Here is a 26,018-nt window from a genome sequence, read left to right on the forward strand (position 1 = left end):
ATGGGTCGAGTCGTAGCGGCAGCGGTCTACAGCGCCGGTAGAAAAGTCACCAACATCAGCCTCGACGAGGGCGCCGAGTGGGCCAGCAAACCGGGGCACTTCGTGTGGATCGGGCTGGAAGAGCCCTCCGCGCAGGAACTGGCCAATCTGCAGCGCCAGTTCAACCTGCATGAACTGGCAATCGAGGATGCGCTGGAAAAGCACAGCCGGCCGAAGCTTGAAACCTTCGGCGATGCCTTGTTCATCGTGACCTATTCGCCGGTACGCCAGGACGGCAGGCTGGAGTTCATCGAAACGCATATCTTTGCCGGCAACGGCTACATCATCACCTGCCGCAACGGCCATTCCAAATCCTATGCCCTGGTACGCCAGCGCTGCGAGGCCCGGCCGCTGCTGCTCGAGCACGGCGAAGACTTCGTGCTGTATGCACTGCTCGACTTCGTCACTGAAAACTACCAGCCGGTGAGCGAGGCGATTCACAGCGAGATCGAAGAGCTGGAAAACAACGTACTCAGCAGTTCGCTGCAGGAAGACGATATCCGCCGCCTGCACGGCCTGCGTCGCGACATCCTGCGCCTGCGCCGCTATGTGGCACCGATGGTCGAGATCAGCGAAGAGCTGCAGCGCCTGGCCTTCCCCTTCATCGACAAGAACATGCGCCCGTATTTTCGCGACGTGCAGATCCACGTGACGCGGCAGATGGAAGACCTGTCGAGCATCCGCGACATCGCCAGCCAGACCATCGAGATCGGCATGCTGCTGGAGTCGTCACGCCAGAGCATCACCCAGCGCAAGTTCGCCGCCTGGGCGGCGATCCTGGCCTTCCCCACCGCCGTGGCGGGCATCTACGGGATGAACTTTCAGAACATGCCGGAGCTGAGCTGGCACTACGGCTACTTCACCGTGCTGGGGGTCATCGCCCTGGGCTGCACGGCACTGTTCGCCAGCTTCAAGCGCTCCGGCTGGCTGTAGGCCTCAGGCCGCGCTGCCCTGTGGCTTGTGCGCGACAAAGCGCATCATCCACTCGGCCACCGTGGTGCCCTGGTGTTGCTGGTCGAGGCTGGCCACGCCCTTGCTGTAGACCTCCGGGCCCAGGTGCTGCTGGCGCAGCTCGAGCAAGGCACGGGAATAGTCGTGGATGAACTCGGGGTGGCCCTGGAAGCACAGCACCTGGTCGCCAATGTGATAGGCGGCATAGGGGCAGAAGTCGCTGGAGGCGATCACCGTGGCGTTTTCGGGCAACTGGGTAACCTGGTCCTGGTGGCTGATCAGCAGGGTCAGTTCCTCCACCTGCGGGCTCATCCACGGCGCCTTGGCCGCCATCACGTAGCGGTGGGTTCCCACCCCCCAGCCCTGGTGCGCGCGCTCGCTGCGCCCGCCCAGCAACAGGGCCAGCAACTGGTGGCCGAAGCATACGCCCAGCAGCTTGTCGCCGCGCTTGTAGCGGTCCAGCAGAAAGGTCTTGAGCCTGGCGATCCACGGGTCGTCGCCAAACGAGTCGGCCTTGCTGCCGGTCACCAGGTAGGCGTCGAACACCTCGTCGTCGTCGGGGTATTCACCGTTCATCACGTTGTACACGCGAAATTCGGCGGCAATCGGCTGATGGGTGAACAGGTGCTCGAACATCCGTCCGTAGCCCTGATACTGATCGACCAGCTCGGGTCGCAGGACATCGGTTTCCAGGATGCAGATGCGTAACGACATAGATTTAGTCCCGAACGACATGAGGCACAAAGTGTCGCTAGAGCCTGCCGCGAATGGCGCTCGGAGGCAAGTGTTCACTCGGACGAACGGTCACACTGTGCAGGCCATGCCCCGGAGCGCACGCACGTGTCTAGCTGAAGGGATGGTCGCCGGATGGCCCTTGGCCTCATAGCAGTAGGGCCTTAGAACCCACCATTTAATACGAAAGCGTTCTAAAACACGGGTGACGTTGACCCTAAGGTTAGTTGTATATCGAAGCAAAGCAGGTCCGATGCGGGGGCAACGCGGACATTTCGACAGCGCTCGCGGGTTATCACGGACCCTGGCCAAGGACGCCACACGGCATTCAGGAATAACAACAAAAAGGCAGACCGCCATGTTCAAGCACTCCAAAGTACGTCAAGCCGGCCTCATCCTCTTCGCCACGACGCTGCTGCTGATCGTGCCCAACCTCACACGACTGTTCGGCTGAAGCCCACCCGTTCTGTAACCAGGCATCATCGCAACGCTGGTGTATCCTGCCGGCCTGAATGGTTGGAGAGCACCCGATGCGTCATTGCCTTGCCCTGATCCTGCTGTTGAGCCTGCCCCTGCACGCCGCACAGCTGACCCTGAACCTGGGCGGCGCCGAGCGCCAGTGGAGCACCGCTCAACTGCTGGCTCACCCGCAGGCGCGGGATATCCGCATCGACGGTGACGTTTCCTACAAGAAGACCATGCACTACCGCGCCGTGCCCATGGTGGCGCTGCTGGAGGGCGTAGCCCCCGGCGATCATCTGCAGGCCGTGGCGCTGGATGGCTTTGCCGCCGAACTGCCCGCTGCCCCGTTGCTCGGCAACGGCCCGGCACGCGCCTGGCTGGCCATCGAGGACCCCGCCCACCCATGGCCAGCCCTGAGCAAGGGCAAAGGCAGCGCCGGGCCCTTCTACCTGGTGTGGACCCAACCGCAGGCAGGCCGGATCAGCCCCGAACAATGGCCTTTCCAGCTTGCCACCATTCGCCGCCTGGCCCCTGTGGCATCGCGCTTCCCGGCACTGCTGCCAGACCCGCAACTGCGTGAGAACGACCCGGTCAACCTGGGCTTTGCCGTGTTTCAGAAAAACTGCCTGGCCTGCCACCGACTCAACGGTGCCGGCGATGCGCAGTTCGGGCCCGACCTGAACATGCCCTTCAACCCCACCGAGTACTTCCAGCCGGCGTTCTTGCGCCGATACATCCGCAACCCGCAAAGCCTGCGCCAGTGGCCACAGGCGCGCATGCCCGGCTTTGCCGAAACGGTGATCAGCGACGCAGAACTGGACCAGTTGCTGGGGTACCTGGCGCACATGGCCAGCCGCAAGCGGTCCGGGGTGGAAGTACCCTGAAAATGGATGGGGGCGGCATGGCCGCCCCGCGGATACACAGGCTCAGGCGAGCAGTCGCTCCTGCTTGACGCCCCAGCCCTGTATCTGGCCGCCCAAAGGGGAAACTGCCAGCTCGAAGTCATGCTCGAACTCGCCGATGCCGCCATAGGTGGCGAACATCAGTTTGCTCAACTCCAGCTGCCACCCCTCGTCGCTTTCGCGTACCTGGGTGTTGATCGATTCACCACGAAACTTGCCTGCGGCCCTGCGCGCCCGCTCCTCGTCCGGGAACACCGCATAGAACTCGATGGGATGGATCTGGGCAAAATCGAAACCGCCTTCTTTCATGCGGCGTAGAACCGTGCTGCTGATGTCCTCATACGGGCTGCTCATGAATCGTCCTCCTCGTCGCGATGGATAGACTTTCAGTGCATTACGCACTGACCCACCCTGCCAAACGTGGGTGGGCAACTCGAGCGGATGTAGCGGATGCAGCGATGGTTTAAGGGAAAAGGGCCGGCTGGGTAAATAACCCGTGACCCTGGCTGCAGACTAGCGCCAATCATAAGGGTATGCCAGTAGCGCGAGCGCTCAGGGCTGTTCTTTGATTTCCTTGATCTCCACGCCGCTGTCCTGCTTCAGCCATTCGGCAGTGGGCATCGACACGCGGCCCTCGAAATCATTGAGGTCCGCCTTGTCCACGACAGGATAGAGGTGGGCGCGAATCACCCGAGCCGCCTCTTCGATACTGGGCTGCTGCTCGGCGTCAAACGACAGCGAGGTCCTTTCGCCTTTCTGGTCAACAAAGGTAATTACCCACGCTTTCATTGGATTCTCCTCAGTAACGCGACTCAGGGTGAATCAGCCTTACCTTCCGTTGACCCCGCGCCTGGGCGGTTGTTCAGTCGGCCTGCGGCGCAAAACGATGGCCGCCCGGCAGCGCCCGGATGCTTTTCAGGGTCTGCAGCATATCGACGCGGGTGCGCTCGAACGCAAGCTGCGGCTGGGAATGATCATCGAGCACCGTCAGCCCCACGCCAGGCTGGTATCCAGTGGGCGGAGCGTCGCCGTCGAGCGTGAACGTTTCGTAATCCACCGGCTTGTGGTACGCATCATAGGCCTTGTAGCGCGCACCGCGAAGGTTGCCGTCGAGGGCGCCGACAAGCACGCGCAGCGGGCCGAAGATGTCGGTCTGGACGAGCGTTGGAAACCGCCTGGAGATCACCTGCTCCAACAGCTTCGGCATGAAATCGGCGTCTTTCCTGATCTCGCGCCCCATGCTCAGGCGGTGCAGCAGGTTCGGGTTGCCCACGGGGTTGAAGCCCAGCGTTATCGAATGATGCGGGGCGCCATCGTCGGCAATGAACCCGAACGGCAGGCAAAAGCCGCGCTGCTGCGGGATTTCGTATTGCTCGCGGGTTCGAAAGGCCGCCAGCAAGGCACGTGCCCTGGGCTCGACACGTTCCAGTGAGACCGGTACGCCGGCAGCGTCCGACCCTGCATGAAATACAAAGCGATAGATGCGCTGGTTACGCCAGAGATGGGCCGTCATCTCACCCGGCACCCAGTCGGCGAACGTATCTGCTATCCCCAGGTCCAGAAAGCGCTCTTGCTCGAATAATGCGTCGGTCGGCCACTTGGCCTGTTCCTCGAGATAAGCTGCGCGTTCAGCCTCCAGTTTGACGGTGGGGCGCCCCGTGGCCGAGAACTCGCGGATCATGTCGTTGAGTACGAACAACTCGGTGCTCACCCAGTTGATTCGCGTAATGGTGTCGTCCAGGGCGCGATGCTGTTCAAGCAACGCGGAATAGTCTTCGTCGTCAGCCTTTTTTGCATCGATCTGGGCTTGCAGCGCGTCGATCTGCGCACGTACCACGCGTGTTTGCGCCGAACCGCGATTAGGCCCGTGGATAAGCTGCAGGCGATCGAAGACATTGCGATCCGTCACGGGGCTGACTTCGATCTTCACCAGGTAGGCCTGCTCGGGTGTCACGCCCTCGCCATACATGATCTGCTGGCCACCCGGGGCGATGGTTGGGCGCACGGGGTCGAAGTCCGGCTTTTGCCAGTAGCCCCCGGCAAGGTGCCAGGCAATCTCCTTGGGCACATCGAACTGCACCCGTCCCATGCACTCGGTACGCCAACCCGGCGGCGTCTGGTAATCCGGCTCACCCAGCGCCGACAGGGGCGCTGCCAGCAACGCCAGCCACATCCAGCTCATGTGTAACGACTTCATGTACGTTTCCTTTTCTGTGCCACTTGCGGTGCGTTCGGCAGGGCCTGTACCTGCCCCAGTATCTCGACGGCTTCTGTCTCCAACAGCTTCAGGCTCAGGCCGTCGCGGCTGTGCAACTGGTCCACTTGCAGGATCATCGAAGGAACGGGCGTGGCGCCCAGGTGCGCTGCGCGCAGCTGGAATGTTTCGCGGCGATCCGTTTCGTGTTCGAGGTACCACTTGGTCAGCGTGGTGGTTTGCAGGATGGTCATCTGCCCCAGCCGGAACTGGCGTTCCGGCAGTTGCTCAAGTACGGGGAAATCAGCGCGATCGAGCGACAGGTCGGCGGCCCGCCGGGCCTCGAACTGCTCGCGCAGCGACTGGCTGGCCACCTGAAGGTCGTAGCGGACCGCCTCCTGGTGCCGCCCGAACCACGCGGCGCGCACCACATAGGGGGCTGTGCCGTCATCGGCCAGAAAGCCGAACGGCAGGCATATACCCGGTTGCCGAGGCACTTCGAAGGCGGCGCGTGGACGCAAGGCGGCGAGCACACGGCGCACATGCGGGTCCAGCCGCTGCAGCACCTGCTCGTTGCTCACTCCACGTTCGATGTAACCGAAGTTGAGCTTGTAGACGCGCGACTGGCGCCACAGCACCACGGTCAACCCATGCTCGTTGTACACCGCATAGCCATCCTCCAGGGCAAAGTCCGGCAGGACTTGCCACTTGAAGCGATCGGAGACGGGGTACCCCGCGTCTTCACGGTTGAGCCGCTCAAGCCGCGCCTGCAGCGTGTCCACTGGCCAGCCCTTGCCCGCGAAATCGGCGATCATCGCCTCGAGCGACGCCCGTTCACCAGGGATCTTGTCGATGCGCTCGAAGGTGCGCGCTAGTGCCTTGTACCGTTCGTTCAAGGCGTAGTACTCGCTCGGCTTCTGGGCCTTGAGGTACGGGGTCATCAGGTTCCCGATGCGTGTCTGCTCGGCCATGATGAACTCGCCCTGCGCATTGGCCCGGCTCAGGACCAGACGATCCTTGAGGCGGTCGTACAGCTCACGGGTAGTGAGCGGGCTCACATCGATGGTGACCAGGTGCGATTCCCCGGAGAACTCCGGCGCGCCGTAGTCGGCCTGCCACGTATCGCCACCAGGCATGAAGCGGGCGAACGGCTCGCCCAGGCGAAGACCGCTCATTTGCCACTCCAGGCTGGCCGGTACCACAAAGCGCGAGCGCCCTACACATTCCTGAGCCATCTCGGGCGCAGGCGATACGGCATCAGCCACCGCCTGGATCGAATGGCACAGGCAAACCAGCAACACGAACACACGCACGCAAACATCCTTTTTGCGGGACCGCTGTCGGCCCCTCTTGCTGAGGCGCGTGATTTGAGCACCCACGGCCCGAAAAGCCAAGACCCCGGCAAGCCGGGGTCCTGGTCAGTGCAACAGCCCGTGCGTCATTGCGGCGTGCTGTGGGTCACGCCGGCAGTGTTGTCCAGCAGGCTCTTGGTCGCGGTCTGGATGTAGGACTCCAGCTTGCGGCTCAATTGTGCCTGGTCCGGGCTTTCGATCACCTCGGCCTTGAAGTTGGCCCCAAGCTGGTAACGGTACATGCGCGGCGACATGTCCTTGGACTGGATCAGAATGCGATCGCCCTGCACCAGGCCGACGATCTGCTCACTGCCCGATGGCTTGATCATGCCGATGCCTTCATCGCCGGCCGGCAGGTTGAGCAGGTCACGCCCCCAGCACTGATGACGGGTTTCGCCCCCCAGTCGGCCCATGATGGTCGGCACGATGTCGACCTGGGTGCCCACGGTGTGGCTGACCGCACCGAACTTTTCCTGGATGCCCGGCGCAATCAGCAGCAGCGGCACGTTGAAGCGGCCCAGGTCCAGTTCGGTGACCTGCTGGGCATTGCCGAAGCCGTGGTCGCCGACGATCACGAACAGGGTTTCCTTGAAGTACGGCTCCTTGCGCGCCTTCTCGAAGAACTGGCCCAGCGCCCAGTCCGAGTAGCGCATGGCGGTCAGGTGCTCGTTCAGGCGGCCCTGGTCGGTCACCGGCTGCACCGGCAGGTCCTTGGGCAACGCATACGGAGTGTGGTTGGACAGGGTCTGCAGCAGGGCATAGAACGGCTTCTTGCCATAGTTGTGCGCAAGCTCCTGTGCGCCGCGGTCGAACATGTCCTGGTCGGACACCCCCCACGTCGGGTCGGAGAACACCGGGTTGACGAAGTCATTGCGGCCGATGAAGGTGGTCATGCCCTGGTTGCCGAAGAACCCGGACTGGTTGTCCCAGGCGAAGTCGCCGTTGTAGACGTACACGTCGTCATAGTCCCGGGCGCTGAGCAGCGCCGGCAGGCCGGACAGCTTGTGGCCGCCTTCCGGCGTCTGCATCAGGTATTCGAAGCCTGGCAGGTTCGGGAAGCAGGCCATGGTGGCGAACATGCCCTGGTGGGTATGGGTGCCGTTGGAGAAGAAACGGTCGAACAGCAGACCTTCCTTGGCCAGCTTGTCGAAGTACGGGGTGATGTTGGTGGTACTGCCCAGCGCGCCCACCGAGTGGCCGGCGAAGCTCTCCATCAGGATTACCACGACGTTCTTGATCGGCAGGCTGTTGGCCGCAGGCGGGGTGAAGTCACGGCGGATCGCCGCGCTGTCGGCATCCACCAGCTGGTCGTGCTCGGTCAGGATCATGTCGCGCACGGTCTGCTGGGCCTGGCTCTGGTCGAGGGTAGCCTTCCAGATGTTGCCGCGGTCTTCGCCAAAACGGCTGTGGGCGGCGTCGATCAGGGTCAGGGTGCCGTTAAGGCCCAACTGGTTGACGAAATTGGAGTCGGTAGTGAACGCGTCACCCCAACGCATCGGCGGGCCCTGGCGCAAGGTGCCACGGGCGGCGATCACGGCCACCAGCAGGATCACCACGAATACCGCGCCACGCAGGTACCAGGGCGCCACGCTGCGCAGGCCGGCGACGTTGCTGGAGTACTCGCCGCGCGGGCGGGTAAGACGGTCGATGCCCTTGAACAGCAGGCTCAGCACCCAGGTGCCAAAGGCCCAGGCCAGCAGGTAGCGCACCACCGGAAAACCGTACCAGAGCATGCTCAGAACGGTCTTGGGGTCTTCCTTCACATACTGGAACACCAGGCCGTTGAGGCGCTGGTGAAACTCGCGGTAGAAGTCCATCTCCATCAGGCCGAGGAACATCACCACGCTGGAAGCCAGGGTCAGCCATACGCGAAACAGGCCACGGGCGGCCATGGCGCGAGCGCTGAGGATCGCCAGCAGCAGCGGAATGCTCAGGTACACCACCACGCGCAGGTCGAAGCGCAGGCCGTTGAGGAAGCCTTCGGCGACGGTCGAGAGTGGGGTGTCGCCGATCATGTCGCTGTTGTAGAGCAGCAGCGCCAGGCGCACGAGGCTCAGCATCAGCATGATCACCAGGCCGCACAGCAAGGTATAGGCGAGGTGTGATTTGAGCGTTGGTTGCAGCAACGGGCGCGAAGCGGCTCGCTGATGACTCAAGGCATCCGTGTTAGCCATGGACAGGAAGATCCCTAGGGTTCAGATTTTTATGAGGGCCGGGACATTGCGTGGCCCTTGGACGAACGGAAATTCGCGCGCGGATTGTCAGCAATCGAATGTGAAAATTATGTTGAAGACCGCGCCTCGAACAATAGCTCAGTGTTCGGGTATCGTGTGGGCCAGACATGCCCGGAGCCACTCACCATGTACTTTCGCTACCACCCCAGCCCTATCGGCCAGTTGCTGCTGGCCGGTGATGAACAAGGTCTGCACCTGCTGCACATGGACAGCGCCCACCCCTGGCAACTGGCCGAAAGCTGGCAGCCGGCGGGCGCGCAGCTGGATACGGTAGCGCGACAGCTCGATGAGTATTTCGAAGGCCGGCGCCAGCGTTTCGAGCTGCCCCTGGCGCCACGGGGTACCGAATTTCAACGTGCGGTGTGGTGGGCGCTGCAGCAGATTCCGTATGGCACCACCACCAGCTATGCACAACTGGCGCAGCGCGTCGGGCGGCCGAAGGCGATACGCGCGGTAGGCACGGCCAACGGCGCCAACCCGGTGGCGGTGATCGTGCCGTGCCACCGGGTGATTGGCAGCGACGGCAGCCTGACCGGGTTTTCAGGTGGCCTGGAGCGCAAGCAGCAGTTGTTGCAGCTTGAGGGCGCCTGGTTGATCTGAGCCGCCGCATCGCCGGGCAGGCCCACGCCCACAAGAGCCTGGACTGGCGCTACAGCCTTACGTTGCCCCGTGGCCCGGCAATCGCCCAGATGATAAGGCCCAGCACCGGCAGCAGCAGGATCAGCAGGATCCACAGCACCTTGGCCCCGCCACTGGCGCCGCTCTTGATCACGTTGATGATCGCCCAGATATCCAGCGCCAGAATGACCAGCCCCACCAACCCGTTGAACGTCGACCCCATGGTGATACTCCCATGATTGAACCTGCCTTCAGCGTAGCTGGCTATCGGCCCCATAGCGGCGAACCGCTCGTCGCACACGCCGCGCAGTGATTACACTCGATTGATCGACTCCGTACCACAGAGGCCTCCATGCCACCCGCCCAAAGCTCCGCCAACGCCAACCCGACCTCCCTGCGCAGCGCCTGGCTGCACCAGGTTCAGGCCACCCCATGGCTCAGTGCCGGCCTGGCCCTGAGCCTGCTCGCCGTGCTCGGCCTGCTGGTCGCCAGTGCCTGGAACGCGGTGCATGGCGACAACAAGGACAACCTGCACATGGCCCTGCTCGGCGGCCTGGCAGGGTTTGGCGCCACGGCGCTGGGCGCGGTACTGGCGGTGGTGCTGCGCGACGTCAGCGCCCGCTCGCAGGATGTGATGCTCGGCTTCGCCGCCGGCATGATGCTCGCCGCCAGTTCGTTTTCGCTGATTCTGCCGGGCCTGGAGGCTGCGCGTGAAATCACCGGCAACGGGCCTTTCGCGGCCTTGACCGTGGTGGTCGGCATGGGCCTGGGGGTGCTGCTGATGCTGGGCCTGGACCGCTTCACGCCCCATGAGCACGAAAGCACCGGCCCCTGCGGCCCACAGTCGGAACGCATCAACCGGGTGTGGCTGTTCGTGCTGGCGATCACCCTGCACAACCTGCCCGAGGGCATGGCCATCGGCGTGGGCTTTGCCAACGGCGACCTCAACGTGGGCCTGCCGCTGACCACCGCCATCGCCATCCAGGACATTCCCGAAGGCCTGGCCGTGGCACTGGCGTTGCGCGCCACCGGCCTGTCCAACCTCAAGGCTGCGCTGGTAGCGGTCGGCTCGGGGCTGATGGAGCCGATCGGGGCAGTGATCGGCCTGGGCATTTCCACCGGTTTTGCCATCGCCTACCCGGTGAGCATGGGCCTGGCGGCCGGGGCGATGATTTTCGTGGTATCCCACGAGGTGATCCCCGAAACCCACCGCAATGGCCACCAGACCTCGGCCACCCTGGGCCTGATGGGCGGCTTCGCGGTGATGATGTTCCTGGATACCGCGCTGGGCTAGACGTGTACCGCGACCCGCAGCGCCTCCAGGGCAGGCGCCGCGGCGATGCCGACCTCGGCGCACAGCTCCAGCACCCGCGGCACGTCGTTGCCGTACACCAGCACCATCTGCAATTCGTCGTCCAGCAACTGGCTGATGTTGACCAGGGTGTAGCCGCCGTTTTCCTTGTTCATGCTGCCCATCTGCACCTGGATGCGGTTGAGTGCCGTGAGCGGCTCGACCTTGACCAGTTGCTTGGGCTTGATGTTGAAGGCAACGTCCTTGCCGAACGAGTCGGTGATCTGCTGGAACAGGTCACTGTAGGTGTCGGCCTGGAACAGCACGGTATCGGGCAGACTGCCGATCACCACCCACTCCCCCAGCGGGATCGGAAAGGTGTCGTCGTAGTTGATGTCGGGGTTGGCCGCCAGGAACGCCTGCGGGTCGGCATAGGCCTGCGCCGCTTCGTCGGCGATGCGCTCGATTTCGGCGTCCGGAAGGCAGCCGGAGCTGATTTTGCCGATGAGTTCGACCAGTTGGTTTTTCATGCGGGGGCCCTGCGAGGCGAAAAAAGTCGCCAAGGATAGCCGCAAAAGCCCCCTGGCAGTTAGCCGGCCAGCGCCTGCAACTGGGCGACGGTGTCGGGTGCGCCCATGGTTTGCGCGGCAACCAGTGCGGTGGCGCCCTGCGCGTCGCGGTGATTGGGGTTCGCGCCCTTGCCGAGCAGGTAGGTGACGATGGAGGTGCGGTTGAACATCGCAGCCAGCATCAGCGCGGTACGGCCATCGGCAGACGCTCCATCGATCAGCGCGCCCTTCTCCACCAGCAGCTCGATCATCGCCTGGTTGCCCTTGAAAGCGGCACCGGCAATCGGCAACTGGCCCTTGTCATTGGCAATCTGCGGGTCTGCGCCGTGCTCAAGCAGCACCCTCACCGCCTCAAGGTGGCCGTGGTAGCTGGCAAGCATCAGCAGCGTGTCGCCGTTGCCATTGCGAAGGTTGACCGGCAGGCCCTTCTCCAGCAGACGGCCAAGCATGTCGGCGTCCCCCTTGCGCGCCCGATCGAACACTTCTTCGGCAAAGGCTGCGGCTTCATCGTCGTTCATCGGGGTGGGGGTTGGGTGGTCGGTCATCGGGAACCTCCTGGCTGCGGTAGAGCCCAAGTCTTTGTCAGGGAAGGCTTTGGGTCAACCTCGCAAATCCCATGAGGACGACAGAGCGAATCTATTGGCCGCAAGGCACTGCAAAATGCACTGTGCAAATTGCACGACCATGCAGAATGCACGGCACCCAGTGCGCACGACAACTTTAAGTCATTGTTTTATAAGCTTTTTTTAATCAAGGAAAACTGGCACGGTCGCTGCACCTATCACTTCATGTCTGCCACACAACAGTCAGGAGCTGATATGGACCTCATCCAGCAAAAATTCGCCTCGGTATTTTCCGCCTACGACGTCACCACCCAGGCTCGCCCTGATGGCGGTGTACTGCTGACGTTGCGCGCCGCCGACGGCAAACAGGTCAAGCGCTCGATTTCGTATGGCCAGCTGCACAGTGCCGAGCAACTGTCGTGGGCGATCAGCGCGATCCGCCGCGACCTGGCCGAGCAGGCCAGCGAGCTGCCGGTGATCTCGATGCTGCAAAGCCAACAGCGGTTCGCACTACCGACCTATCGCTGAATCGCGTAGCGGCCTTTGCTGGCAAGCCAGTGCCCACAGGATCATCTTGGTTCCTGTGAGCGCTGGCTTGCAAGCCAGTGGCCTCGGCGTGATCAATCGTCCAATCGCGCGTAACGCTCGGCCAGCTTCTCCCCCGTGAACTGCGCCACCACCCCTTCAGGCTGATTGAACAGTCGCACCGCCACGAAGTGCGGGTTGTCCCCGCCATCGATCCATACCCGCAACCCCGCCGGCACCACGATCAGATCCCCCTTCTCGCACACCACCGCATGCACGTACTCCCCTGCCCGCACGCTGACCAGGCTGCGCCCGGCTGCGAAGAAACGCACCAGGTCATCCGAATACACATGTTCGTCCAGCAGTTCACTCATCGGATCGCCACTGGCGCTGATCACGTCGACGGCGCGGTAACCGCCTTCATGTTGCAGCCGGTCGATATGCGCCTGGTAGGCGGCCAGCACACCGGCCTGGCCAGTATCGGCCTGCACAGGCGACTGCGCCGTCCAGCGCTCGAACCTTATTCCCTGCTCGGCCAGTGTCGCGGCGATGTCTTCAAGGTGGGTCAGCACCTTGTTGGGAATGTCCGGGGTGGACTGGTGAAACACGCTCAGGCTGCTCATGGGGCCTTTTCCTCTTTCATTCGAAACGCAATGATAACGGCTGCGACCAGCGCCGCGACGCAGGCAATACTAAAGGTGATGGTGGCGCCCAGGGCGTTCCAGCTGTAGCCCGAATACAGGGCTCCCAGCGCACCGCCGGTACCCGCAAGGGCCGCATACAGCGCCTGCCCCTGGCCCTGCTGGCGAGCGCCGAAGCTGCGCTGCACGAAGGCGATGGCGGCCGCGTGAAAACTGCCGAACGTGGCGGCGTGCAGCAACTGGGCGAACAGCAGCACGCCCGGATACTCGGCAAAGGTCCCCAGCAGCCACCAGCGCAAGGCCGCCAGTAAGAGGCTCGCCAACAGCACCCGACGCAACGAGAACCGCGCCAGGATCCAGCTCATGGCCAGGAACATCAGCACCTCGGCCACCACCCCCAGCGCCCACACCATGCCGATGGTGCCGCGGGCATAGCCCAGGCGCTCCAGGTGCAGGGTGAGAAAGGTGTAATACGGGCCGTGACTCAACTGCATCAATGCCACGCACACGTAGAACGCGGCCACGCCAGGGCTGGCCAGTTGCCTGAGAAAGCCGCCACCATCGCTGCGCTCGTGCTGGCCTGGCGGCTGGGCATTGGGCACCCACAGGCTGGCCAGCACGATGCCGGCCATGATCGCCACCAGCGCCACCGGGTAGATGTCCAGGCTCAACCATTCGAACAATCGCCCCAGGGCCACCACGGTGAGGATGAAACCGATCGACCCCCACAGCCGCACCTGGCTGTAGCGGGCAGTCTGACCTTGCAGGTGGGCCAGGGTGATGACCTCGAACTGCGGCAGTACCGCATGCCAGAAGAACGCGTGCAGGGCCATTACCAGCGCCAGCCAGGCGTAGCTCTTGGCCACGAAGATCAACGAGAAGCTGGCCAGGGTGCACAAGGCCCCCAGACGCACGATCAGCAGGCGCTGGCCGCTGCGATCGCCCAACCAGCCCCACAGGTTCGGTGCCACGCAGCGCATCAGCATGGGGATGGCCACCAACTCGCCGATGCGCGCGCTGGAAAACCCCAGGTGATCGAAATACAGCGCCAGAAACGGCGCTGTCGAACCCAGCAAGGCGAAATAGAACAGGTAGAAGCTGGACAGCCGCCAGTAGGGAATCGGCGCCACGGCTCAGCGGGCCATGGCGTCGACGTCGGGCAGGTGCACTACAGCTGGCCCAGTACCGGGGTGGCTACCCGCACATCGGCGTTCTGGCCGCGGTGGCGCAGCAGGTGATCCATCAGCACGATGGCCATCATCGCCTCGGCGATAGGGGTGGCACGGATGCCGACGCAGGGGTCGTGACGGCCCTTGGTGATGACCTCCACCGGGTTGCCATCCACATCGATGGAGCGGCCCGGGGTGGTGATGCTGGAGGTCGGCTTGAGTGCCAGGTGCGCAATGATCGGCTGCCCCGAGGAGATGCCCCCCAGGATGCCGCCGGCATTGTTGCTGAGGAACCCTTCGGGGGTGAGTTCGTCACGGTGCTCGGTGCCGCGCTGGGCCACGCTGTCGAAGCCGGCACCGATCTCCACGCCCTTGACCGCGTTGATGCTCATCAGCGCATGGGCCAGCTCGGCGTCGAGGCGGTCGAAGATCGGCTCGCCCAGGCCGGGCATCACGCCTTCGGCGACCACGGTGATCTTGGCACCCACCGAGTCCTGGTCACGGCGCAGCTGGTCCATGTAGGCCTCCAGCTCCGGCACCTTGTCCGGGTTGGGGCTGAAGAAGGCGTTGTGCTCCACCGACTCCCAGGTCTTGAACGGGATTTCGATAGGGCCCAGCTGGCTCATGTAGCCGCGGATGCGGATGCCCTGGGTGGCCAGGTACTTCTTCGCGATGGCACCGGCAGCCACGCGCATCGCGGTTTCGCGGGCCGAGCTGCGGCCGCCGCCACGGTAGTCGCGCTCGCCGTACTTGTGGTGATAGGTGTAGTCGGCGTGGGCCGGGCGGAACAGGTCCTTGATCGCCGAGTAGTCCTTGGACTTCTGGTCGGTGTTGCGAATCAGCAGGCCGATGGCGCAGCCGGTGGTACGGCCCTCGAACACGCCAGAGAGAATCTCGACCTCGTCGGGCTCCTGGCGCTGGGTGGTGTGCCGGCTGGTACCGGGCTTGCGCCGGTCCAGGTCCTGCTGAAGATCGGCCAGCGAAAGCTCCAGGCCCGGAGGGCAGCCATCGACAATGGCGACCAGCGCCGGACCATGGCTTTCGCCAGCGGTGGTGACAGTGAACAGCTTGCCGTAGGTATTGCCGGACATGCAGGGCGCTCCGCGTTCAGCCTGATTTTTAACTGGATGGTAACAAGGCCAACCAGTATACGCAGGGTATACCCTTAGATCACCTCCGGGCGCGAACCTAATGCCGCCGGACGAGTCAAAACGCCACCTCCTCGCTAATGGCCTGATGATGCTGCGCACGTTCGCCCTGTTGTTCCTCCTGTTTACCGGCCTGGCCCAGGCCGCGGCCCCCACGGTACTGCAACGACCGATCAGCCTGGTGACCGACGACGGCACCCTGCAGGGCAGCCTGCTGTTGCCGCGCAGCGACACGCCGCCACCGGTGGTGCTGATCATCGCCGGCTCCGGCCCCACCGACCGTGACGGCAACAATCCCGCCGGCGGACGTATCGACAACCTCAAGCGCCTGGCCCTGCTGCTGGCCAACAACCGCATTGCCAGCGTGCGCTACGACAAGCGCGGGGTGGCCGCCAGCCGCGCGGCAACCCCCGACGAGCGCAACCTCAGCGTCGAGCGCTATGTGGCCGATGCCGTTGCCTGGGGCCATCTGCTCAAGGCCGACCCGCGCTTTGGCCCGCTGATCGTGCTGGGTCACAGCGAGGGCGCACTGATCGCCAGCCTCGCGGCCGAACAGGCCGGCGCCAGCGCGGTAATTTCAGTGGCAGGCAGCGGGCGCCCGGTCGATCAGGTACTGCGCGAGCAACTGGGTGAACGCCTGCCGGCGACCGAGCGAGCCCAGGCCGTACGCCTGATCGAGCAGCTCAAGGCCGGCCAGCCCAGCACCCAGGTACCGCTGCACCTGCGCGACGTGTTTCGCCCCAGTGTGCAGCCGTACCTGATCTCGCTGTTTCGCCAGGACCCGGCCGCCGCCTTCGCCCGCCTCCACTTGCCGGCGTTGATCGTGCAGGGGCGCAACGACGTCCAGGTCGAGGTCAAGGATGCCGAGCGCCTGCACGCTGCCAAGCCGGACGCCGAACTGGCACTGATCGACGGCATGAACCACATGCTGCGCATCAGCCCGCGTGAAATGAGCCAGCAGCGCGACAGCTACAACAACCCCGAGCTGCCCCTGGCCAGTGCCCTGGGCGAGCGGATCGTCGAGTTCATTCGTCGATTGCCGGCGGCATGAAGCGAATTGGCGCAAATTGTGTCTCCAGTCTTGCGCAAAGCGGCCGATAAGCCGGTGCAGGCGTCGCCCTTGCGACCCGCCTGCTGTGCACAAAAGGACCGCCGTGATGACTGAAGCCACCCCCCAGGACGCCCCAGACGCGACCGACGAATCGCCAGCCCCGGAAGCGGCCCCGCTGCCCTGGGCGGACGTTGTGCCCGAGCATTTCCAGATGCTGCGCCTGTCCCCGCAGCCCACCGACCGCAACACCGGCGCGCGGCCGCTGCGCTTCGTGCAGTACGGTTATGCCGAACGGCACAACAAGACCCACAGCCTGCTGCGCATGGAAGTGCGCCTGCCTGGGCAGAAGGTGCGCAAGGAGCAGAATCGCCTGGATATCTGGGTGGACCATGAGTTGCACCAGATCAAGATCGGCCCCGACAGTGGCTTGCAGATCGAGCCGGTCAGCCGTGGCCTGGGGCGCTTCCTGTTGTCGCAGGCGGTGCACTGGGTACAGCGCAAGTGGTCGCACTACCGGGTCGAGGGCATGGCCCTGGCCAACAAGGACGCACTCAACGAAGACACACGCCTGCGCCGCGACCAGGTGCTGCGCAGCCATGGCCTGGAGGTCGAGTACGCCGATGCGCAGCACCTGAAGGGGCGCTGCGTGGAAGTCCAGGCAGGTCAGCTCAAGGGTGGCTGGAATACCGACAAGGTGCAGAAGGTAGACATCCTGGATGCTGCGGGCATGCTGCAGCAGGCCGAGCAGAACCTGCAGGAGAAGGAAGCACAACTGCGCGAGCGCGATGAGCGGGTCAACAAGTACCGCCGCGAAGACAGCGGGTTGCGCTTCACCATCACCTGCCTGGTGGCCTTTGCGGTATTCCAGGCCGGGCTGCTGATCTGGATTGCCACCAACCGCTGAAAGCGTTGCGGGTCAAGCCCGCCCCAACACGGCAATGCGGCCCTGTTGGGGCGGGCTTGACCCGCGACAGGCTTGAAATCTGTATCCCTTACACCCGCGAAGCAAACAGCGCCTGATGCTGCCGGCATTGTTCGGCCGTGAGCATGAACACCCCGTGCCCGCCACGTTCGAACTCCAGCCAGGCGAAATCCACCTCCGGGTACAACTGCTCGACATGCACCTGGCTGTTGCCGACCTCGACGATCAGCAGGCCCTTCTCGGTCAGGTGATCCGCCGCCTCGGCCAGCATGCGCCGTACCAGGTCCAGACCGTCATTGCCGCAGGCCAGGCCCAGCTCCGGCTCGTGGTGGTACTCCTGGGGCATGTCGGCGAAATCCTCGGCATCGACATACGGCGGGTTCGACAGGATCAGGTCGAAACGCTGCCCCGGCAACCCCTCGAACCCATCGCCCTGCACAGTGAACACACGTTCTTCAAGACCATGGCGCTCGATGTTCTGGTTGGCCACTTCCAACGCCTCGAACGACAGGTCGGCCAGCACCACCTCGGCCTCGGGGAACACGTCGGCGCTGACGATGCCGATGCAGCCGGAACCGGTACACAGGTCGAGAATGCGCGCGGGTTCGGCAGCCAGCCATGGCTCGAAGCGTTTTTCGATCAGTTCGCCGATGGGGGAGCGCGGGATCAGCACGCGCTCGTCGACGATGAACGACATGCCACAGAACCACGCCTCGCCAAGCAGGTACGCGGTCGGCACGCGTTCTTCGATACGTCGCTTGAGCAGGCGCTGCAGCTTGACCAGCTCGTCGTCTTCAAGACGGCAATCGAGATAGGCGTCGGCCACTTCCCATGGCAGATGCACCGAACCCAGCACCAGCAGGCGTGCCTCGTCCCAGGCGTTGTCGGCGCCATGCCCGAAAAACAGCCCCTGCTCATGAAAACGGCTGACAGCCCAACGGATGTGGTCGCGCAGGGTGCGCAGGCGGGAAGTGATCACGGGCAGACTCCTTTAAAGACGACCGGCAATTCTAACAGCCTGGAACACAAATGGGCCCGCCAATACGCCTCTGGCCGCAATTGTGCTCATGCCTGCAGGCCGCTATCCACGCTGCATGCACGCTAAGCCATTCACATAAGTCGCCAAGCAGGGGACAATAGGTGAAAAGCCCTATCCAAAGGAGCCCCTGATGTCCGTTCCAACGACGATGTTCCACCTCAGCGGTCGCGGTTATCCGCCGGCCAAGCTGAGCAACGCCAGCCTGGTGATTATCGATGCGCAAAAGGAGTACCTGAGCGGGCCCCTGGCGCTGTCGGGCATGGACGAAGCGGTGGCCAACATCGGCAAACTGCTCGAGGCTGCACGCAAGGCCGGCCGGCCCGTGGTGCATGTGCGCCACCTGGGCACCGTGGGTGGCCTGTTCGACCCACAGGGCTCGCGCGGCGAGTGGATTCCGGGCCTGGAGCCGCAGGGCGATGAAGTCGTCATCGAAAAACGCATGCCCAACGCCTTCAAGAACACCACCCTGCACGAGACGCTGCAGAAGTACGGCCACCTGGACCTGATCGTGTGCGGCTTCATGAGCCACTCCAGCGTCAGCACCACCGTGCGCCGCGCCAAGGACTACGGCTATCGCTGCACCCTGGTCGAAGACGGCTGCGCCACCCGCGACCTGCCGTTCAAGGACGGCGTGATCCCGGCCGCACAGATCCAGCAGAGCGAAATGGCGATCATGGCCGACAACTTTGCCTGTGTCGCACCCGTCAACAGCCTGATCTGACCACCCGACAGGCAAGTGGAACCACTCTGGGGCGTTCGGGTCCAACCCCGGATACCCTTTGAGGAAAGTCGGAATGAAGTTATCCAGTTTCGACGCCAGGCGCCTGCGTCCCCGCGAACAACGCAACTGGGGCGCACGCCTGGCCACGGCGTTCTCGGCACTGCTGGCGATACTCGGCGTGCTCCTGACCATGGCCGGCGTCGCTGGCCTGCTGGGCCATGCCGAGGCGCTGGGCGAGCTCAACAACAACCGCCCCGGCGCTGCCGTGGTGCTGGGCCTGGGCTTGCTGTCGCTGTACCTGGGCGTCTGGTCCTGGCGCCGCAGCCGGTTGCGCCTTCGCCGTGCCAGGGGGCTGAACCTGTCGCCGCACCTGATGAAGAAACACGATTGACTGCAACCCTGTGGGGAGTCGCGTAAACTGCGCCGCCCAGGCGGAGGCTTACATGCAAGACGACGATTTTTCCCTGTTCAAGAGCCAGATGCACGGCGTCAAGCCGATCCGGCATGATCGCGCCGACACCGGCAAACCCAAGGCTGACCGCAAGCAGCTGGCCAGCCTGCGCCAGGCCGCGACCGTGCGCAGCGACCAGACGGTGATCGACGGCCTGTCCGATCAGTTCGTCATCGACGTGGGCCCGGAAGACGACCTGCACTGGAGCCGCGATGGCGTGCAGGAAAGCCAGATGCGCAAGCTCAAGCTTGGCCAGATCGGTTTCGAAGGCAGCCTGGACCTGCACGGCATGACCGTGGAGAAAGCCCGCGAGACCCTCTGGGCATTCCTGGCAGAGGCCACGCGCTTCGAGGTGCGCTGCGTGCGAGTCACCCACGGCAAGGCGGTGCGGCTCGATGGCAAGCGTCCGATGATCAAGAGCCACGTCAACACCTGGCTGCGCCAGCATGCCCAGGTACTGGGTTTTACCTCGTGCCAGGCGCGTCACGGCGGCACCGGCGCGGTGTATGTCATGCTCAAGCGGACCATGCTCGAAGGGCGTGACGAGTAACGCCGCGCTTGCAGCGCCGTCACAGCCGCCGTACCCTTCGCTTTTGCGATAAATCCCACAGGTAGATCCATGTCCCTGGAACAGCACTACACCGCGATTCTCGGCCAACTCGGCGAGGATGTTTCCCGCGAGGGCCTGCTCGATACGCCCAAGCGGGCTGCGAAGGCCATGAAGTACCTTTGCCGCGGCTACGACCAAACCCTGGAAGAGGTGACCAACGGCGCCTTGTTCAGCTCCGACAACAGTGAAATGGTCCTGGTCAAGGACATCGAGCTGTACTCGCTGTGCGAACACCACATGCTGCCGTTCATTGGCAAGGCGCATGTCGCCTATATCCCGAGCGGCAAGGTGCTGGGCCTGTCCAAGGTGGCGCGCATCGTCGACATGTACGCTCGCCGCCTGCAGATCCAGGAAAACCTCAGCCGCGAGATCGCCGAGGCGGTTCAGCAGGTGACCGGCGCGCTGGGCGTGGCCGTGGTGATCGAAGCCAAGCACATGTGCATGATGATGCGCGGTGTGGAAAAACAGAATTCGTCGATGATCACCTCGGTGATGCTCGGCGCCTTCCGCGACAATGCTGCCACCCGCAGCGAGTTCCTCAGCCTGATCAAGTAATCGGCCGAGGTTCTGCGAGCCGACCTGCCCAGGTCGGCTTTTTTCATTGTGAGGAGTTGCCATGATCGTCAAAGCACTGCGGGTTGGCCTTGGCCAACTGATCGTCTTCCTCGACTGGGTCAGCCGCCCGAGCAAGCTCAAGCGTGATGCGGCCGCCCAGGCGAATGTCGAGCAGCAGGCCAAGGGGCTGAGCCTGTATCAGTTTCACGCTTGCCCCTTCTGCGTGAAGACCCGCCGTACACTGCACCGCCTGAACGTGCCGGTGGCACTGCGTGACGCGAAGAACAACGAACAGGATCGCCAGGCCCTGCTGGAGCAAGGCGGCAAGATCAAGGTGCCGTGCCTGCGCATCGAGGAAGACGGCAAGACCACCTGGATGTACGAGTCCAAGGTGATCATCGACTACCTGAACCAGCGGTTCTCGGCGGTCTGACAGCGCTTGGCCGGCAGGGCTGCTCCCTGCCGGCAAAACACCATCAATCGATCATGGGCACATGCCGCGGATGCGAGGCCACGCGTTCCAGCCAGGCGCGAATCTTCGGGTAATCATTCAGCAGGAAGCCGGCTTCGTGGGCCACATGGGTGTAGGCATACAACGCCACATCGGCAATCGAGTACTGGTCACCGACCAGGTAAGGTGTTTCCTGCAACTGTTTCTCCATCACCTTCAGCGCCTTGTGCCCGCCCTTCTGCAACGACTTGTATTCATCGACACGATCTTCGGGCATGCCCAGATAGAACTGGATGAAACGTGCCACGGCAATGTAGGGCTCATGGCTGTACTGCTCGAAGAACTGCCACTGCAGCACTTGCGTACGTAAACGCGGCTCACTCGGCAGGAACAGGCTACCTTCGGCGAGGTAGTTCAGAATGGCGTTGGACTCCCACAGATAACTGCCGTCCTCCAACTCCAGCACCGGCACTTTGCCGTTAGGGTTCTTGACCAGAAACTCAGGGCGCTCGGTCTCGCCATTGAGGATGTTCACGGGACACCATGTGTACGGAATATCAAGCAAGTGCAACATCAGCTTGACCTTGTAGCAGTTGCCCGACTGGTAATCCCCGTAGACCTTGTACATTGTTCCCCCCTCTCCAAAGCTGAAACGAAACCGCCGTCCATAGTTGGCGACTGTACGGTTAAATGCAATGGTTGCTGTATGGCAAAACTCGCCCTATCGCAGCGTAGTCTGAAAAACCCGCTTACACCCGCACAAGGATTACTGCATGCCTGACGCCACCTCTGCGCCAATGCGTCCGCTGGCCGACACCTCCCCCTCGGCGGTGGTCGCCGGTTTCATTGCCATGCTCACGGGCTATACCAGCTCGCTGGTGCTGATGTTCCAGGCGGGCCAGGCGGCCGGCCTGACCACCGCGCAGATTTCCTCGTGGATCTGGGCGCTGTCGATCGGCATGGCGGTATGCAGCATTGGCCTTTCACTGCGTTATCGCACGCCCATCACGGTCGCCTGGTCGACCCCCGGCGCAGCCTTGCTGATCACCAGCCTGGGCGGCGTGAGCTATGGCGAGGCAATCGGCGCCTACATCACCTGCGCCGTACTGGTGGTGATCTGCGGGCTCACAGGCAGTTTCGAACGCCTGGTACGGCGCATTCCGGCATCGCTGGCCGCGGCCCTGCTGGCCGGCATTCTGTTCAAGATCGGCAGCGAGATCTTTGTTGCGGCCCAGCATCGGACCGCCCTGGTGCTGGGGATGTTCTTCAGCTACCTGCTGATCAAGCGGTTGTCGCCGCGCTATGCGGTACTGACCGCGCTGGTGGTGGGCACCGCGATCGCCGCAGTGATGGGGTTGCTGGACTTCAGCGGCTTCCACCTGGAGGTGGCGACACCGGTATGGACCACGCCGTCGTTCTCGCTGGCCGCGACCATCAGCATCGGCATCCCCCTGTTCGTGGTGGCGATGACTTCACAGAACATGCCGGGTGTGGCGGTGCTGCGTGCGGACGGGTACCAGGTACCTGCCTCGCCGCTGATTTCAGTGACGGGCCTGGCCTCGCTGCTGCTGGCCCCGTTCGGCTCGCACGGCATCAACCTGGCGGCCATCAGCGCCGCGATCTGTACCGGGCCGCATGCCCATGAAGACCCGAGCAAGCGGTACACCGCGGCGGTCTGGTGCGGGATTTTCTATGGCATTGCCGGCGTGTTCGGCGCCACCCTGGCGGCACTGTTCGCCGCGTTGCCCAAGGAGCTGGTGCTGTCGATTGCCGCACTGGCGCTGTTCGGCTCGATCATGAACGGTCTGACGGTGGCGATGAGCGAGGCCAGGGAGCGCGAGGCAGCCTTGATCACATTCATGGTCACGGCCTCGGGCTTTACCCTGTTCTCGATCGGCTCGGCGTTCTGGGGGATTGTGGCGGGGGTACTGACGCTGATGATCCTGAACTGGCGCAAGGCTGCCTGATCGGTACGGGAGGGCCTGGCCCTCCCCTGCCCCACCCGCTAGATAGCGGTGGCACCACCATCGATTGCCAGAGCCTGGCCAGTGGTGAATGCCGCACCGTCGCTGCACAGGTACAGGACCGCTGCAGCGACTTCCTCGACCTTGCCCACGCGGCCGACCGGGTGCATGGCGGCGGCGTATTCAGCCTTGCGTGGATCGGCCTCGTAGGCACGGCGGAACATGTCGGTGTCGATCACCGCCGGGCACACCGCATTCACCCGGATCAGTTTCTTGGCGTACTCGATGGCGGCCGACTTGGTGAGCCCGATCACGGCATGCTTGGATGCGCTGTAGATACTCATCTTGGGCGCAGCCCCCAGGCCGGCGACCGATGCGGTGTTGACGATCGCACCGCCGCCCTGGGCGAGCATCAGCGGCAACTGGTGCTTCATGCACAGCCACACGCCCTTGACGTTGACGCCCATGATCGCATCGAACTCGGCTTCGCTGCCGTCGGCCAGGCGCCCCTGCTCGATCTCGATACCGGCATTGTTGAAGGCATAGTCCAGACGACCGTATGCCTCGACAGTGCGCGCCATCAACTGCTGCACGTCCTGCTCGCGGGTAACGTTGCAAGGTACGAACAGTGCCTGGCCGCCGGCGGCCTGAATCAACCCGACCGTGTGTTCGCCACCGGCGACGTCCAGGTCTGCCACCACAACCTTCAGGCCTTGTGCGGCGAATGCCAGCGCCGTGGCCCGGCCGATGCCGGCGCCGGCCCCGGTGACCAGGGCAACCTGGCCGGAAAAAGTCATGCTCATCGATAACTCCCGCAACGTAGTGAGGACAATGGCGGGAGTCTAGTCATCGGCGGTGGCTCCTGGGCAGCATCATCAGGCACGCAGTGAACACACCATCGAACCGGGTGATTTTAGCTGCTAGGCTCAATCATCCAGATGGATCAATCACCATTCGCCACAAGGCTGGACCTTGCCGATTTGCCGATGCAGGCCTATCAACAGGGTTTGCCTTCCAGAGAGAACCTTGCCATGACCGACAGGACCAACCGCCGCTTCGTGCTTGCCAAGCGCCCCACCGGCGCAGTGACACGTGATGACTTTACCTTTGAAACCGTGCCTGTGAGCGAGCCTGTCGAGGGACAGGTAGTGGTGAAGAACCTGTACCTGTCGCTGGACCCGGCCATGCGCGGGTGGATGAACGAGGGCAAGTCCTACATTGCGCCTGTAGGTATCGGCGAGGTCATGCGCGCACTGGGTGTCGGTGAAGTGGTGGCGTCCAGGCACCCTGACTATGCCGCGGGTGATACGGTGAGCGGAGCCCTTGGTGTACAGGATTACTTCATTGGCGAGCCCAAGGGCCTGCATAAGGTCGACCCTAGGCTGGTACCGTTGCCACGTTATCTCTCCGCCCTGGGCATGACCGGAATGACGGCCTACTTTGCCCTGCTGGAAGTGGGTGAGCCCAAGACGGGCGAAACCGTGGTGATCTCGGGTGCAGCGGGAGCGGTCGGCAGCATTGCCGGGCAGATCGCCAAGCTCAAGGGCTGTCGTGTGGTCGGGATTGCCGGCGGCGAGCAGAAATGCCGCTACCTGGTCGATGAACTGGGCTTTGACGGGGTTATCGACTACAAGGCCGAAGACGTACTGGAGGGACTCAAGCGCGAGTGCCCAAAAGGGGTGGATGTGTACTTCGACAACGTCGGGGGTGACATCCTCGATGCAGTGCTCAGTCGCCTGAATTTCAAGGCGCGGGTGGTGATCTGTGGTGCCATCAGCCAGTACAACAACAAGCAGGCGGTCAAGGGCCCGGCCAACTACCTGTCGCTGCTGGTAAACCGCGCGCGCATGGAAGGTTTCGTGGTGATGGACCATGTGGCCAAGTACGGCACGGCAGGCAACGAAATTGCCGGCTGGCTGGCCAGCGGCAAGCTTAAGAGCAAGGAGGATGTTGTCGAGGGGCTGGAGACCTTTCCCGAAGCGCTGCTGAAGCTGTTCAGCGGGGAAAACTTTGGCAAGCTGGTGTTGAAGGTATAAGAGGAACGACTTCGCCAGCAAGGCCGGCTCCTCCTTGTAGGAGCCAGCCTTGCTGGCGAAAAACCGGGTCGCTTAGCCGCGAATTTCGGCTACCACTGCAGACAGCGCTTGAGCAGGGTCAGCCGCCTGACTGATCGGGCGACCGATTACCAGGTAGTCGGAGCCGGCGTCCAGCGCCTGGCGTGGGGTAAGGATACGACGCTGATCGTCCAGGGCGCTGCCGGCAGGACGAATGCCCGGAGTCACCAGCTGCAACGACGGGTGCGCGGCCTTCAGGGCCGGGGCTTCCAGGGCAGAGCACACCAGGCCGTCCATGCCGGCCTTCTCGGCCAGGGCGGCCAGTCGCAGCACCTGCTCCTGCGGCTCGATGTCCAGGCCAATACCGGCGAGGTCTTCACGCTCCATGCTGGTCAGCACGGTCACACCGATCAACAGCGGCTGTGGCCCGCTGCGCTGGTCCAGCACGTCGCGACAGGCTGCCATCATGCGCAGGCCGCCAGAGCAGTGCACGTTGACCATCCACACGCCCATTTCGGCTGCGGCCTTCACGGCCATGGCGGTGGTGTTGGGGATATCGTGGAACTTGAGGTCCAGGAACACTTCGAAGCCCTTTTCACACAGGGTTTCAACGATGCCCGACGCACTGCTGGTGAACAGCTCCTTGCCGACCTTGACCCGACACAGCGCGGGGTCCAGCTGATCGGCCAGTTTCAGGGCGGCGTCACGGGTAGGGAAATCCAGGGCGACGATGATAGGCGTCTGACAGGCGGACATGGGCAGGCTCTCTGGGCAAGTCGAAATCGGCGCGCATTGTAGCCGATGCGCAGT

At 63.4% G+C, this 26,018-nt stretch carries 30 protein-coding genes; 14 read left to right on the forward strand and 16 right to left on the reverse strand.

All coding sequences use genetic code 11. The features are described 5' to 3' along the window. Positions 1-972 (forward strand): magnesium and cobalt transport protein CorA, encoded by a 972-nt coding sequence (locus B4I46_RS21665; protein ID WP_043862723.1) that lies wholly within the window; start codon positions 1-3, stop codon positions 970-972. A gap of 3 nt (positions 973-975) precedes the next feature. On the opposite strand, the gene B4I46_RS21670 is transcribed toward B4I46_RS21665, so the two are convergent. Continuing rightward, on the reverse strand, positions 976-1,704 hold the full coding sequence (locus B4I46_RS21670) for an amidotransferase (RefSeq protein WP_043862722.1): 729 nt from the start codon (positions 1,702-1,704) through the stop codon (positions 976-978). Positions 1,705-2,252: 548 nt separating this feature from the next. Here B4I46_RS21670 and B4I46_RS21675 point away from each other — a divergent pair. Further along, on the forward strand, positions 2,253-3,068 hold the full coding sequence (locus B4I46_RS21675; protein ID WP_286901788.1) for a c-type cytochrome: 816 nt from the start codon (positions 2,253-2,255) through the stop codon (positions 3,066-3,068). 42 nt (positions 3,069-3,110) lie between these two features. Here the strand turns inward: B4I46_RS21675 and B4I46_RS21680 are convergent, their stop codons facing one another. From B4I46_RS21680 to B4I46_RS21700, 5 genes are all read right to left on the reverse strand, one after another. Then, positions 3,111-3,440: a ribonuclease E inhibitor RraB gene (locus B4I46_RS21680; RefSeq protein WP_043862720.1), complete on the reverse strand. Its 330-nt coding sequence runs from the start codon at positions 3,438-3,440 to the stop codon at positions 3,111-3,113. A gap of 198 nt (positions 3,441-3,638) precedes the next feature. Then, positions 3,639-3,875, reverse strand: coding sequence for a hypothetical protein (locus B4I46_RS21685; RefSeq protein ID WP_043862719.1), 237 nt, complete (start codon positions 3,873-3,875; stop codon positions 3,639-3,641). 73 nt (positions 3,876-3,948) lie between these two features. Further along, the gene (locus B4I46_RS21690) at positions 3,949-5,283 is read right to left on the reverse strand and encodes a T6SS immunity protein Tli4 family protein (RefSeq protein WP_116055135.1); all 1,335 of its coding nucleotides are present in this window, start codon (positions 5,281-5,283) and stop codon (positions 3,949-3,951) included. After that, positions 5,280-6,593, reverse strand: coding sequence for a hypothetical protein (locus tag B4I46_RS21695; protein ID WP_286901792.1), 1,314 nt, complete (start codon positions 6,591-6,593; stop codon positions 5,280-5,282). Before B4I46_RS21695 ends, B4I46_RS21690 begins: the two co-directional genes overlap by 4 nt. A gap of 125 nt (positions 6,594-6,718) precedes the next feature. Beyond that, positions 6,719-8,806, reverse strand: coding sequence for an LTA synthase family protein (locus B4I46_RS21700; RefSeq protein WP_043862717.1), 2,088 nt, complete (start codon positions 8,804-8,806; stop codon positions 6,719-6,721). Between the two features lie 186 nt (positions 8,807-8,992). On the opposite strand from B4I46_RS21700, the gene B4I46_RS21705 reads away from it, so the two are divergent. Beyond that, positions 8,993-9,466, forward strand: a complete 474-nt coding sequence (locus tag B4I46_RS21705) for a methylated-DNA--[protein]-cysteine S-methyltransferase (protein WP_054915836.1) — start codon at positions 8,993-8,995, stop codon at positions 9,464-9,466. Positions 9,467-9,515: 49 nt separating this feature from the next. On the opposite strand, the gene B4I46_RS21710 is transcribed toward B4I46_RS21705, so the two are convergent. Further along, positions 9,516-9,707: a PLDc N-terminal domain-containing protein gene (locus B4I46_RS21710; RefSeq protein ID WP_043862715.1), complete on the reverse strand. Its 192-nt coding sequence runs from the start codon at positions 9,705-9,707 to the stop codon at positions 9,516-9,518. A 129-nt stretch (positions 9,708-9,836) separates the two neighbouring features. Between B4I46_RS21710 and B4I46_RS21715 the strand changes: the two genes are divergently transcribed. Beyond that, positions 9,837-10,778 carry a ZIP family metal transporter gene (locus tag B4I46_RS21715; RefSeq protein WP_043862714.1) on the forward strand — a complete coding sequence of 314 codons (942 nt, stop codon included), beginning with the start codon at positions 9,837-9,839 and terminating at the stop codon, positions 10,776-10,778. Here B4I46_RS21715 and B4I46_RS21720 read toward each other — a convergent pair. Continuing rightward, positions 10,775-11,305: a hypothetical protein gene (locus tag B4I46_RS21720; protein WP_043862713.1), complete on the reverse strand. Its 531-nt coding sequence runs from the start codon at positions 11,303-11,305 to the stop codon at positions 10,775-10,777. The genes B4I46_RS21715 and B4I46_RS21720 overlap by 4 nt on opposite strands. A 59-nt stretch (positions 11,306-11,364) precedes the next feature. Further along, complete coding sequence (locus tag B4I46_RS21725) at positions 11,365-11,889, reverse strand: ankyrin repeat domain-containing protein (protein ID WP_054915837.1); 525 nt, start codon at positions 11,887-11,889, stop codon at positions 11,365-11,367. A gap of 273 nt (positions 11,890-12,162) precedes the next feature. Here B4I46_RS21725 and B4I46_RS21730 point away from each other — a divergent pair, with 273 nt between their 5' ends. After that, positions 12,163-12,435, forward strand: coding sequence for a DUF3509 domain-containing protein (locus B4I46_RS21730; RefSeq protein WP_043862711.1), 273 nt, complete (start codon positions 12,163-12,165; stop codon positions 12,433-12,435). A gap of 92 nt (positions 12,436-12,527) precedes the next feature. Here the strand turns inward: B4I46_RS21730 and B4I46_RS21735 are convergent, their stop codons facing one another. Genes B4I46_RS21735 through aroC form a run of 3 tightly spaced genes read right to left on the reverse strand, consistent with a single transcriptional unit; the run spans position 12,528 to position 15,333 of the window. Next, entirely contained in the window at positions 12,528-13,055 is a 528-nt protein-coding gene (locus B4I46_RS21735; protein ID WP_100634498.1) for an acireductone dioxygenase, read from the reverse strand. Beyond that, positions 13,052-14,203 carry an MFS transporter gene (locus B4I46_RS21740; protein ID WP_286901798.1) on the reverse strand — a complete coding sequence of 384 codons (1,152 nt, stop codon included), beginning with the start codon at positions 14,201-14,203 and terminating at the stop codon, positions 13,052-13,054. The genes B4I46_RS21735 and B4I46_RS21740 overlap by 4 nt, the downstream gene beginning before the upstream one ends. A gap of 38 nt (positions 14,204-14,241) precedes the next feature. After that, positions 14,242-15,333 (reverse strand): chorismate synthase, encoded by a 1,092-nt coding sequence (gene aroC / locus B4I46_RS21745; protein WP_286901800.1) that lies wholly within the window; start codon positions 15,331-15,333, stop codon positions 14,242-14,244. A 145-nt stretch (positions 15,334-15,478) separates the two neighbouring features. On the opposite strand from aroC, the gene B4I46_RS21750 reads away from it, so the two are divergent. Together B4I46_RS21750 and B4I46_RS21755 are read left to right on the forward strand one after the other, a co-directional pair. Next, positions 15,479-16,441, forward strand: a complete 963-nt coding sequence (locus B4I46_RS21750; RefSeq protein ID WP_213606081.1) for an alpha/beta hydrolase — start codon at positions 15,479-15,481, stop codon at positions 16,439-16,441. A 106-nt stretch (positions 16,442-16,547) separates the two neighbouring features. Continuing rightward, positions 16,548-17,345, forward strand: a complete 798-nt coding sequence (locus B4I46_RS21755) for a hypothetical protein (protein WP_054915840.1) — start codon at positions 16,548-16,550, stop codon at positions 17,343-17,345. Between the two features lie 88 nt (positions 17,346-17,433). On the opposite strand, the gene prmB is transcribed toward B4I46_RS21755, so the two are convergent. Next, entirely contained in the window at positions 17,434-18,342 is a 909-nt protein-coding gene (prmB, locus tag B4I46_RS21760; protein WP_054915841.1) for a 50S ribosomal protein L3 N(5)-glutamine methyltransferase, read from the reverse strand. Between the two features lie 190 nt (positions 18,343-18,532). Here prmB and B4I46_RS21765 point away from each other — a divergent pair, with 190 nt between their 5' ends. The 5 genes from B4I46_RS21765 (at position 18,533) to B4I46_RS21785 (ending at position 21,172) form a co-directional block, all read left to right on the forward strand. After that, positions 18,533-19,123, forward strand: coding sequence for a cysteine hydrolase family protein (locus B4I46_RS21765; protein ID WP_054915842.1), 591 nt, complete (start codon positions 18,533-18,535; stop codon positions 19,121-19,123). Between the two features lie 73 nt (positions 19,124-19,196). After that, entirely contained in the window at positions 19,197-19,514 is a 318-nt protein-coding gene (locus B4I46_RS21770; protein WP_043862703.1) for a hypothetical protein, read from the forward strand. Positions 19,515-19,566: 52 nt separating this feature from the next. Continuing rightward, entirely contained in the window at positions 19,567-20,124 is a 558-nt protein-coding gene (locus tag B4I46_RS21775) for a Smr/MutS family protein (protein ID WP_043862702.1), read from the forward strand. A gap of 69 nt (positions 20,125-20,193) precedes the next feature. Further along, a complete protein-coding gene (gene folE / locus B4I46_RS21780; RefSeq protein WP_054915843.1) occupies positions 20,194-20,739 on the forward strand; it encodes a GTP cyclohydrolase I FolE in 546 nt (181 codons plus the stop codon). 61 nt (positions 20,740-20,800) lie between these two features. Continuing rightward, complete coding sequence (locus B4I46_RS21785) at positions 20,801-21,172, forward strand: glutathione S-transferase N-terminal domain-containing protein (protein ID WP_043862700.1); 372 nt, start codon at positions 20,801-20,803, stop codon at positions 21,170-21,172. Positions 21,173-21,215: 43 nt separating this feature from the next. On the opposite strand, the gene B4I46_RS21790 is transcribed toward B4I46_RS21785, so the two are convergent. Next, positions 21,216-21,818 (reverse strand): glutathione S-transferase family protein, encoded by a 603-nt coding sequence (locus B4I46_RS21790; protein WP_043862699.1) that lies wholly within the window; start codon positions 21,816-21,818, stop codon positions 21,216-21,218. A 145-nt stretch (positions 21,819-21,963) separates the two neighbouring features. Here B4I46_RS21790 and B4I46_RS21795 point away from each other — a divergent pair, with 145 nt between their 5' ends. After that, positions 21,964-23,157 carry a benzoate/H(+) symporter BenE family transporter gene (locus tag B4I46_RS21795; protein ID WP_043862698.1) on the forward strand — a complete coding sequence of 398 codons (1,194 nt, stop codon included), beginning with the start codon at positions 21,964-21,966 and terminating at the stop codon, positions 23,155-23,157. Positions 23,158-23,195: 38 nt separating this feature from the next. Here the strand turns inward: B4I46_RS21795 and B4I46_RS21800 are convergent, their stop codons facing one another. After that, a complete protein-coding gene (locus tag B4I46_RS21800; protein ID WP_054915845.1) occupies positions 23,196-23,957 on the reverse strand; it encodes an SDR family oxidoreductase in 762 nt (253 codons plus the stop codon). A 228-nt stretch (positions 23,958-24,185) separates the two neighbouring features. On the opposite strand from B4I46_RS21800, the gene B4I46_RS21805 reads away from it, so the two are divergent. Next, positions 24,186-25,190, forward strand: coding sequence for an NADP-dependent oxidoreductase (locus B4I46_RS21805; RefSeq protein ID WP_043862696.1), 1,005 nt, complete (start codon positions 24,186-24,188; stop codon positions 25,188-25,190). Between the two features lie 72 nt (positions 25,191-25,262). Here B4I46_RS21805 and pyrF read toward each other — a convergent pair whose 3' ends face one another. Next, positions 25,263-25,964, reverse strand: a complete 702-nt coding sequence (gene pyrF, locus B4I46_RS21810; protein ID WP_043862695.1) for an orotidine-5'-phosphate decarboxylase — start codon at positions 25,962-25,964, stop codon at positions 25,263-25,265. Between the last annotated feature and the right edge of the window lie 54 nt (positions 25,965-26,018).

This window comes from Pseudomonas sp. UBA7500, from assembly GCF_002478435.1.
Classification (GTDB): domain Bacteria; phylum Pseudomonadota; class Gammaproteobacteria; order Pseudomonadales; family Pseudomonadaceae; genus Aquipseudomonas; species Aquipseudomonas palmensis.

Coding starts and splice junctions, on each gene's coding strand:
- B4I46_RS21800 (WP_054915845.1), bottom strand. CDS start 23,957: ATGAGCATGACTTTTTCCGGCCAGGTTGCCCTGGTCACCGGGGCCGGC.
- B4I46_RS21720 (WP_043862713.1), bottom strand. CDS start 11,305: ATGAAAAACCAACTGGTCGAACTCATCGGCAAAATCAGCTCCGGCTGC.
- B4I46_RS21765 (WP_054915842.1), top strand. CDS start 18,533: ATGTCCGTTCCAACGACGATGTTCCACCTCAGCGGTCGCGGTTATCCG.
- B4I46_RS21685 (WP_043862719.1), bottom strand. CDS start 3,875: ATGAAAGCGTGGGTAATTACCTTTGTTGACCAGAAAGGCGAAAGGACC.
- B4I46_RS21700 (WP_043862717.1), bottom strand. CDS start 8,806: ATGGCTAACACGGATGCCTTGAGTCATCAGCGAGCCGCTTCGCGCCCG.
- B4I46_RS21675 (WP_286901788.1), top strand. CDS start 2,253: ATGCGTCATTGCCTTGCCCTGATCCTGCTGTTGAGCCTGCCCCTGCAC.
- B4I46_RS21670 (WP_043862722.1), bottom strand. CDS start 1,704: ATGTCGTTACGCATCTGCATCCTGGAAACCGATGTCCTGCGACCCGAG.
- B4I46_RS21725 (WP_054915837.1), bottom strand. CDS start 11,889: ATGACCGACCACCCAACCCCCACCCCGATGAACGACGATGAAGCCGCA.
- B4I46_RS21680 (WP_043862720.1), bottom strand. CDS start 3,440: ATGAGCAGCCCGTATGAGGACATCAGCAGCACGGTTCTACGCCGCATG.
- B4I46_RS21730 (WP_043862711.1), top strand. CDS start 12,163: ATGGACCTCATCCAGCAAAAATTCGCCTCGGTATTTTCCGCCTACGAC.
- B4I46_RS21750 (WP_213606081.1), top strand. CDS start 15,479: ATGATGCTGCGCACGTTCGCCCTGTTGTTCCTCCTGTTTACCGGCCTG.
- pyrF (WP_043862695.1), bottom strand. CDS start 25,964: ATGTCCGCCTGTCAGACGCCTATCATCGTCGCCCTGGATTTCCCTACC.
- B4I46_RS21715 (WP_043862714.1), top strand. CDS start 9,837: ATGCCACCCGCCCAAAGCTCCGCCAACGCCAACCCGACCTCCCTGCGC.
- B4I46_RS21690 (WP_116055135.1), bottom strand. CDS start 5,283: ATGAAGTCGTTACACATGAGCTGGATGTGGCTGGCGTTGCTGGCAGCG.
- B4I46_RS21790 (WP_043862699.1), bottom strand. CDS start 21,818: ATGTACAAGGTCTACGGGGATTACCAGTCGGGCAACTGCTACAAGGTC.
- B4I46_RS21735 (WP_100634498.1), bottom strand. CDS start 13,055: ATGAGCAGCCTGAGCGTGTTTCACCAGTCCACCCCGGACATTCCCAAC.
- B4I46_RS21755 (WP_054915840.1), top strand. CDS start 16,548: ATGACTGAAGCCACCCCCCAGGACGCCCCAGACGCGACCGACGAATCG.
- B4I46_RS21665 (WP_043862723.1), top strand. CDS start 1: ATGGGTCGAGTCGTAGCGGCAGCGGTCTACAGCGCCGGTAGAAAAGTC.
- B4I46_RS21785 (WP_043862700.1), top strand. CDS start 20,801: ATGATCGTCAAAGCACTGCGGGTTGGCCTTGGCCAACTGATCGTCTTC.
- folE (WP_054915843.1), top strand. CDS start 20,194: ATGTCCCTGGAACAGCACTACACCGCGATTCTCGGCCAACTCGGCGAG.
- B4I46_RS21795 (WP_043862698.1), top strand. CDS start 21,964: ATGCCTGACGCCACCTCTGCGCCAATGCGTCCGCTGGCCGACACCTCC.
- B4I46_RS21770 (WP_043862703.1), top strand. CDS start 19,197: ATGAAGTTATCCAGTTTCGACGCCAGGCGCCTGCGTCCCCGCGAACAA.
- B4I46_RS21775 (WP_043862702.1), top strand. CDS start 19,567: ATGCAAGACGACGATTTTTCCCTGTTCAAGAGCCAGATGCACGGCGTC.
- aroC (WP_286901800.1), bottom strand. CDS start 15,333: ATGTCCGGCAATACCTACGGCAAGCTGTTCACTGTCACCACCGCTGGC.
- B4I46_RS21805 (WP_043862696.1), top strand. CDS start 24,186: ATGACCGACAGGACCAACCGCCGCTTCGTGCTTGCCAAGCGCCCCACC.
- B4I46_RS21705 (WP_054915836.1), top strand. CDS start 8,993: ATGTACTTTCGCTACCACCCCAGCCCTATCGGCCAGTTGCTGCTGGCC.
- B4I46_RS21710 (WP_043862715.1), bottom strand. CDS start 9,707: ATGGGGTCGACGTTCAACGGGTTGGTGGGGCTGGTCATTCTGGCGCTG.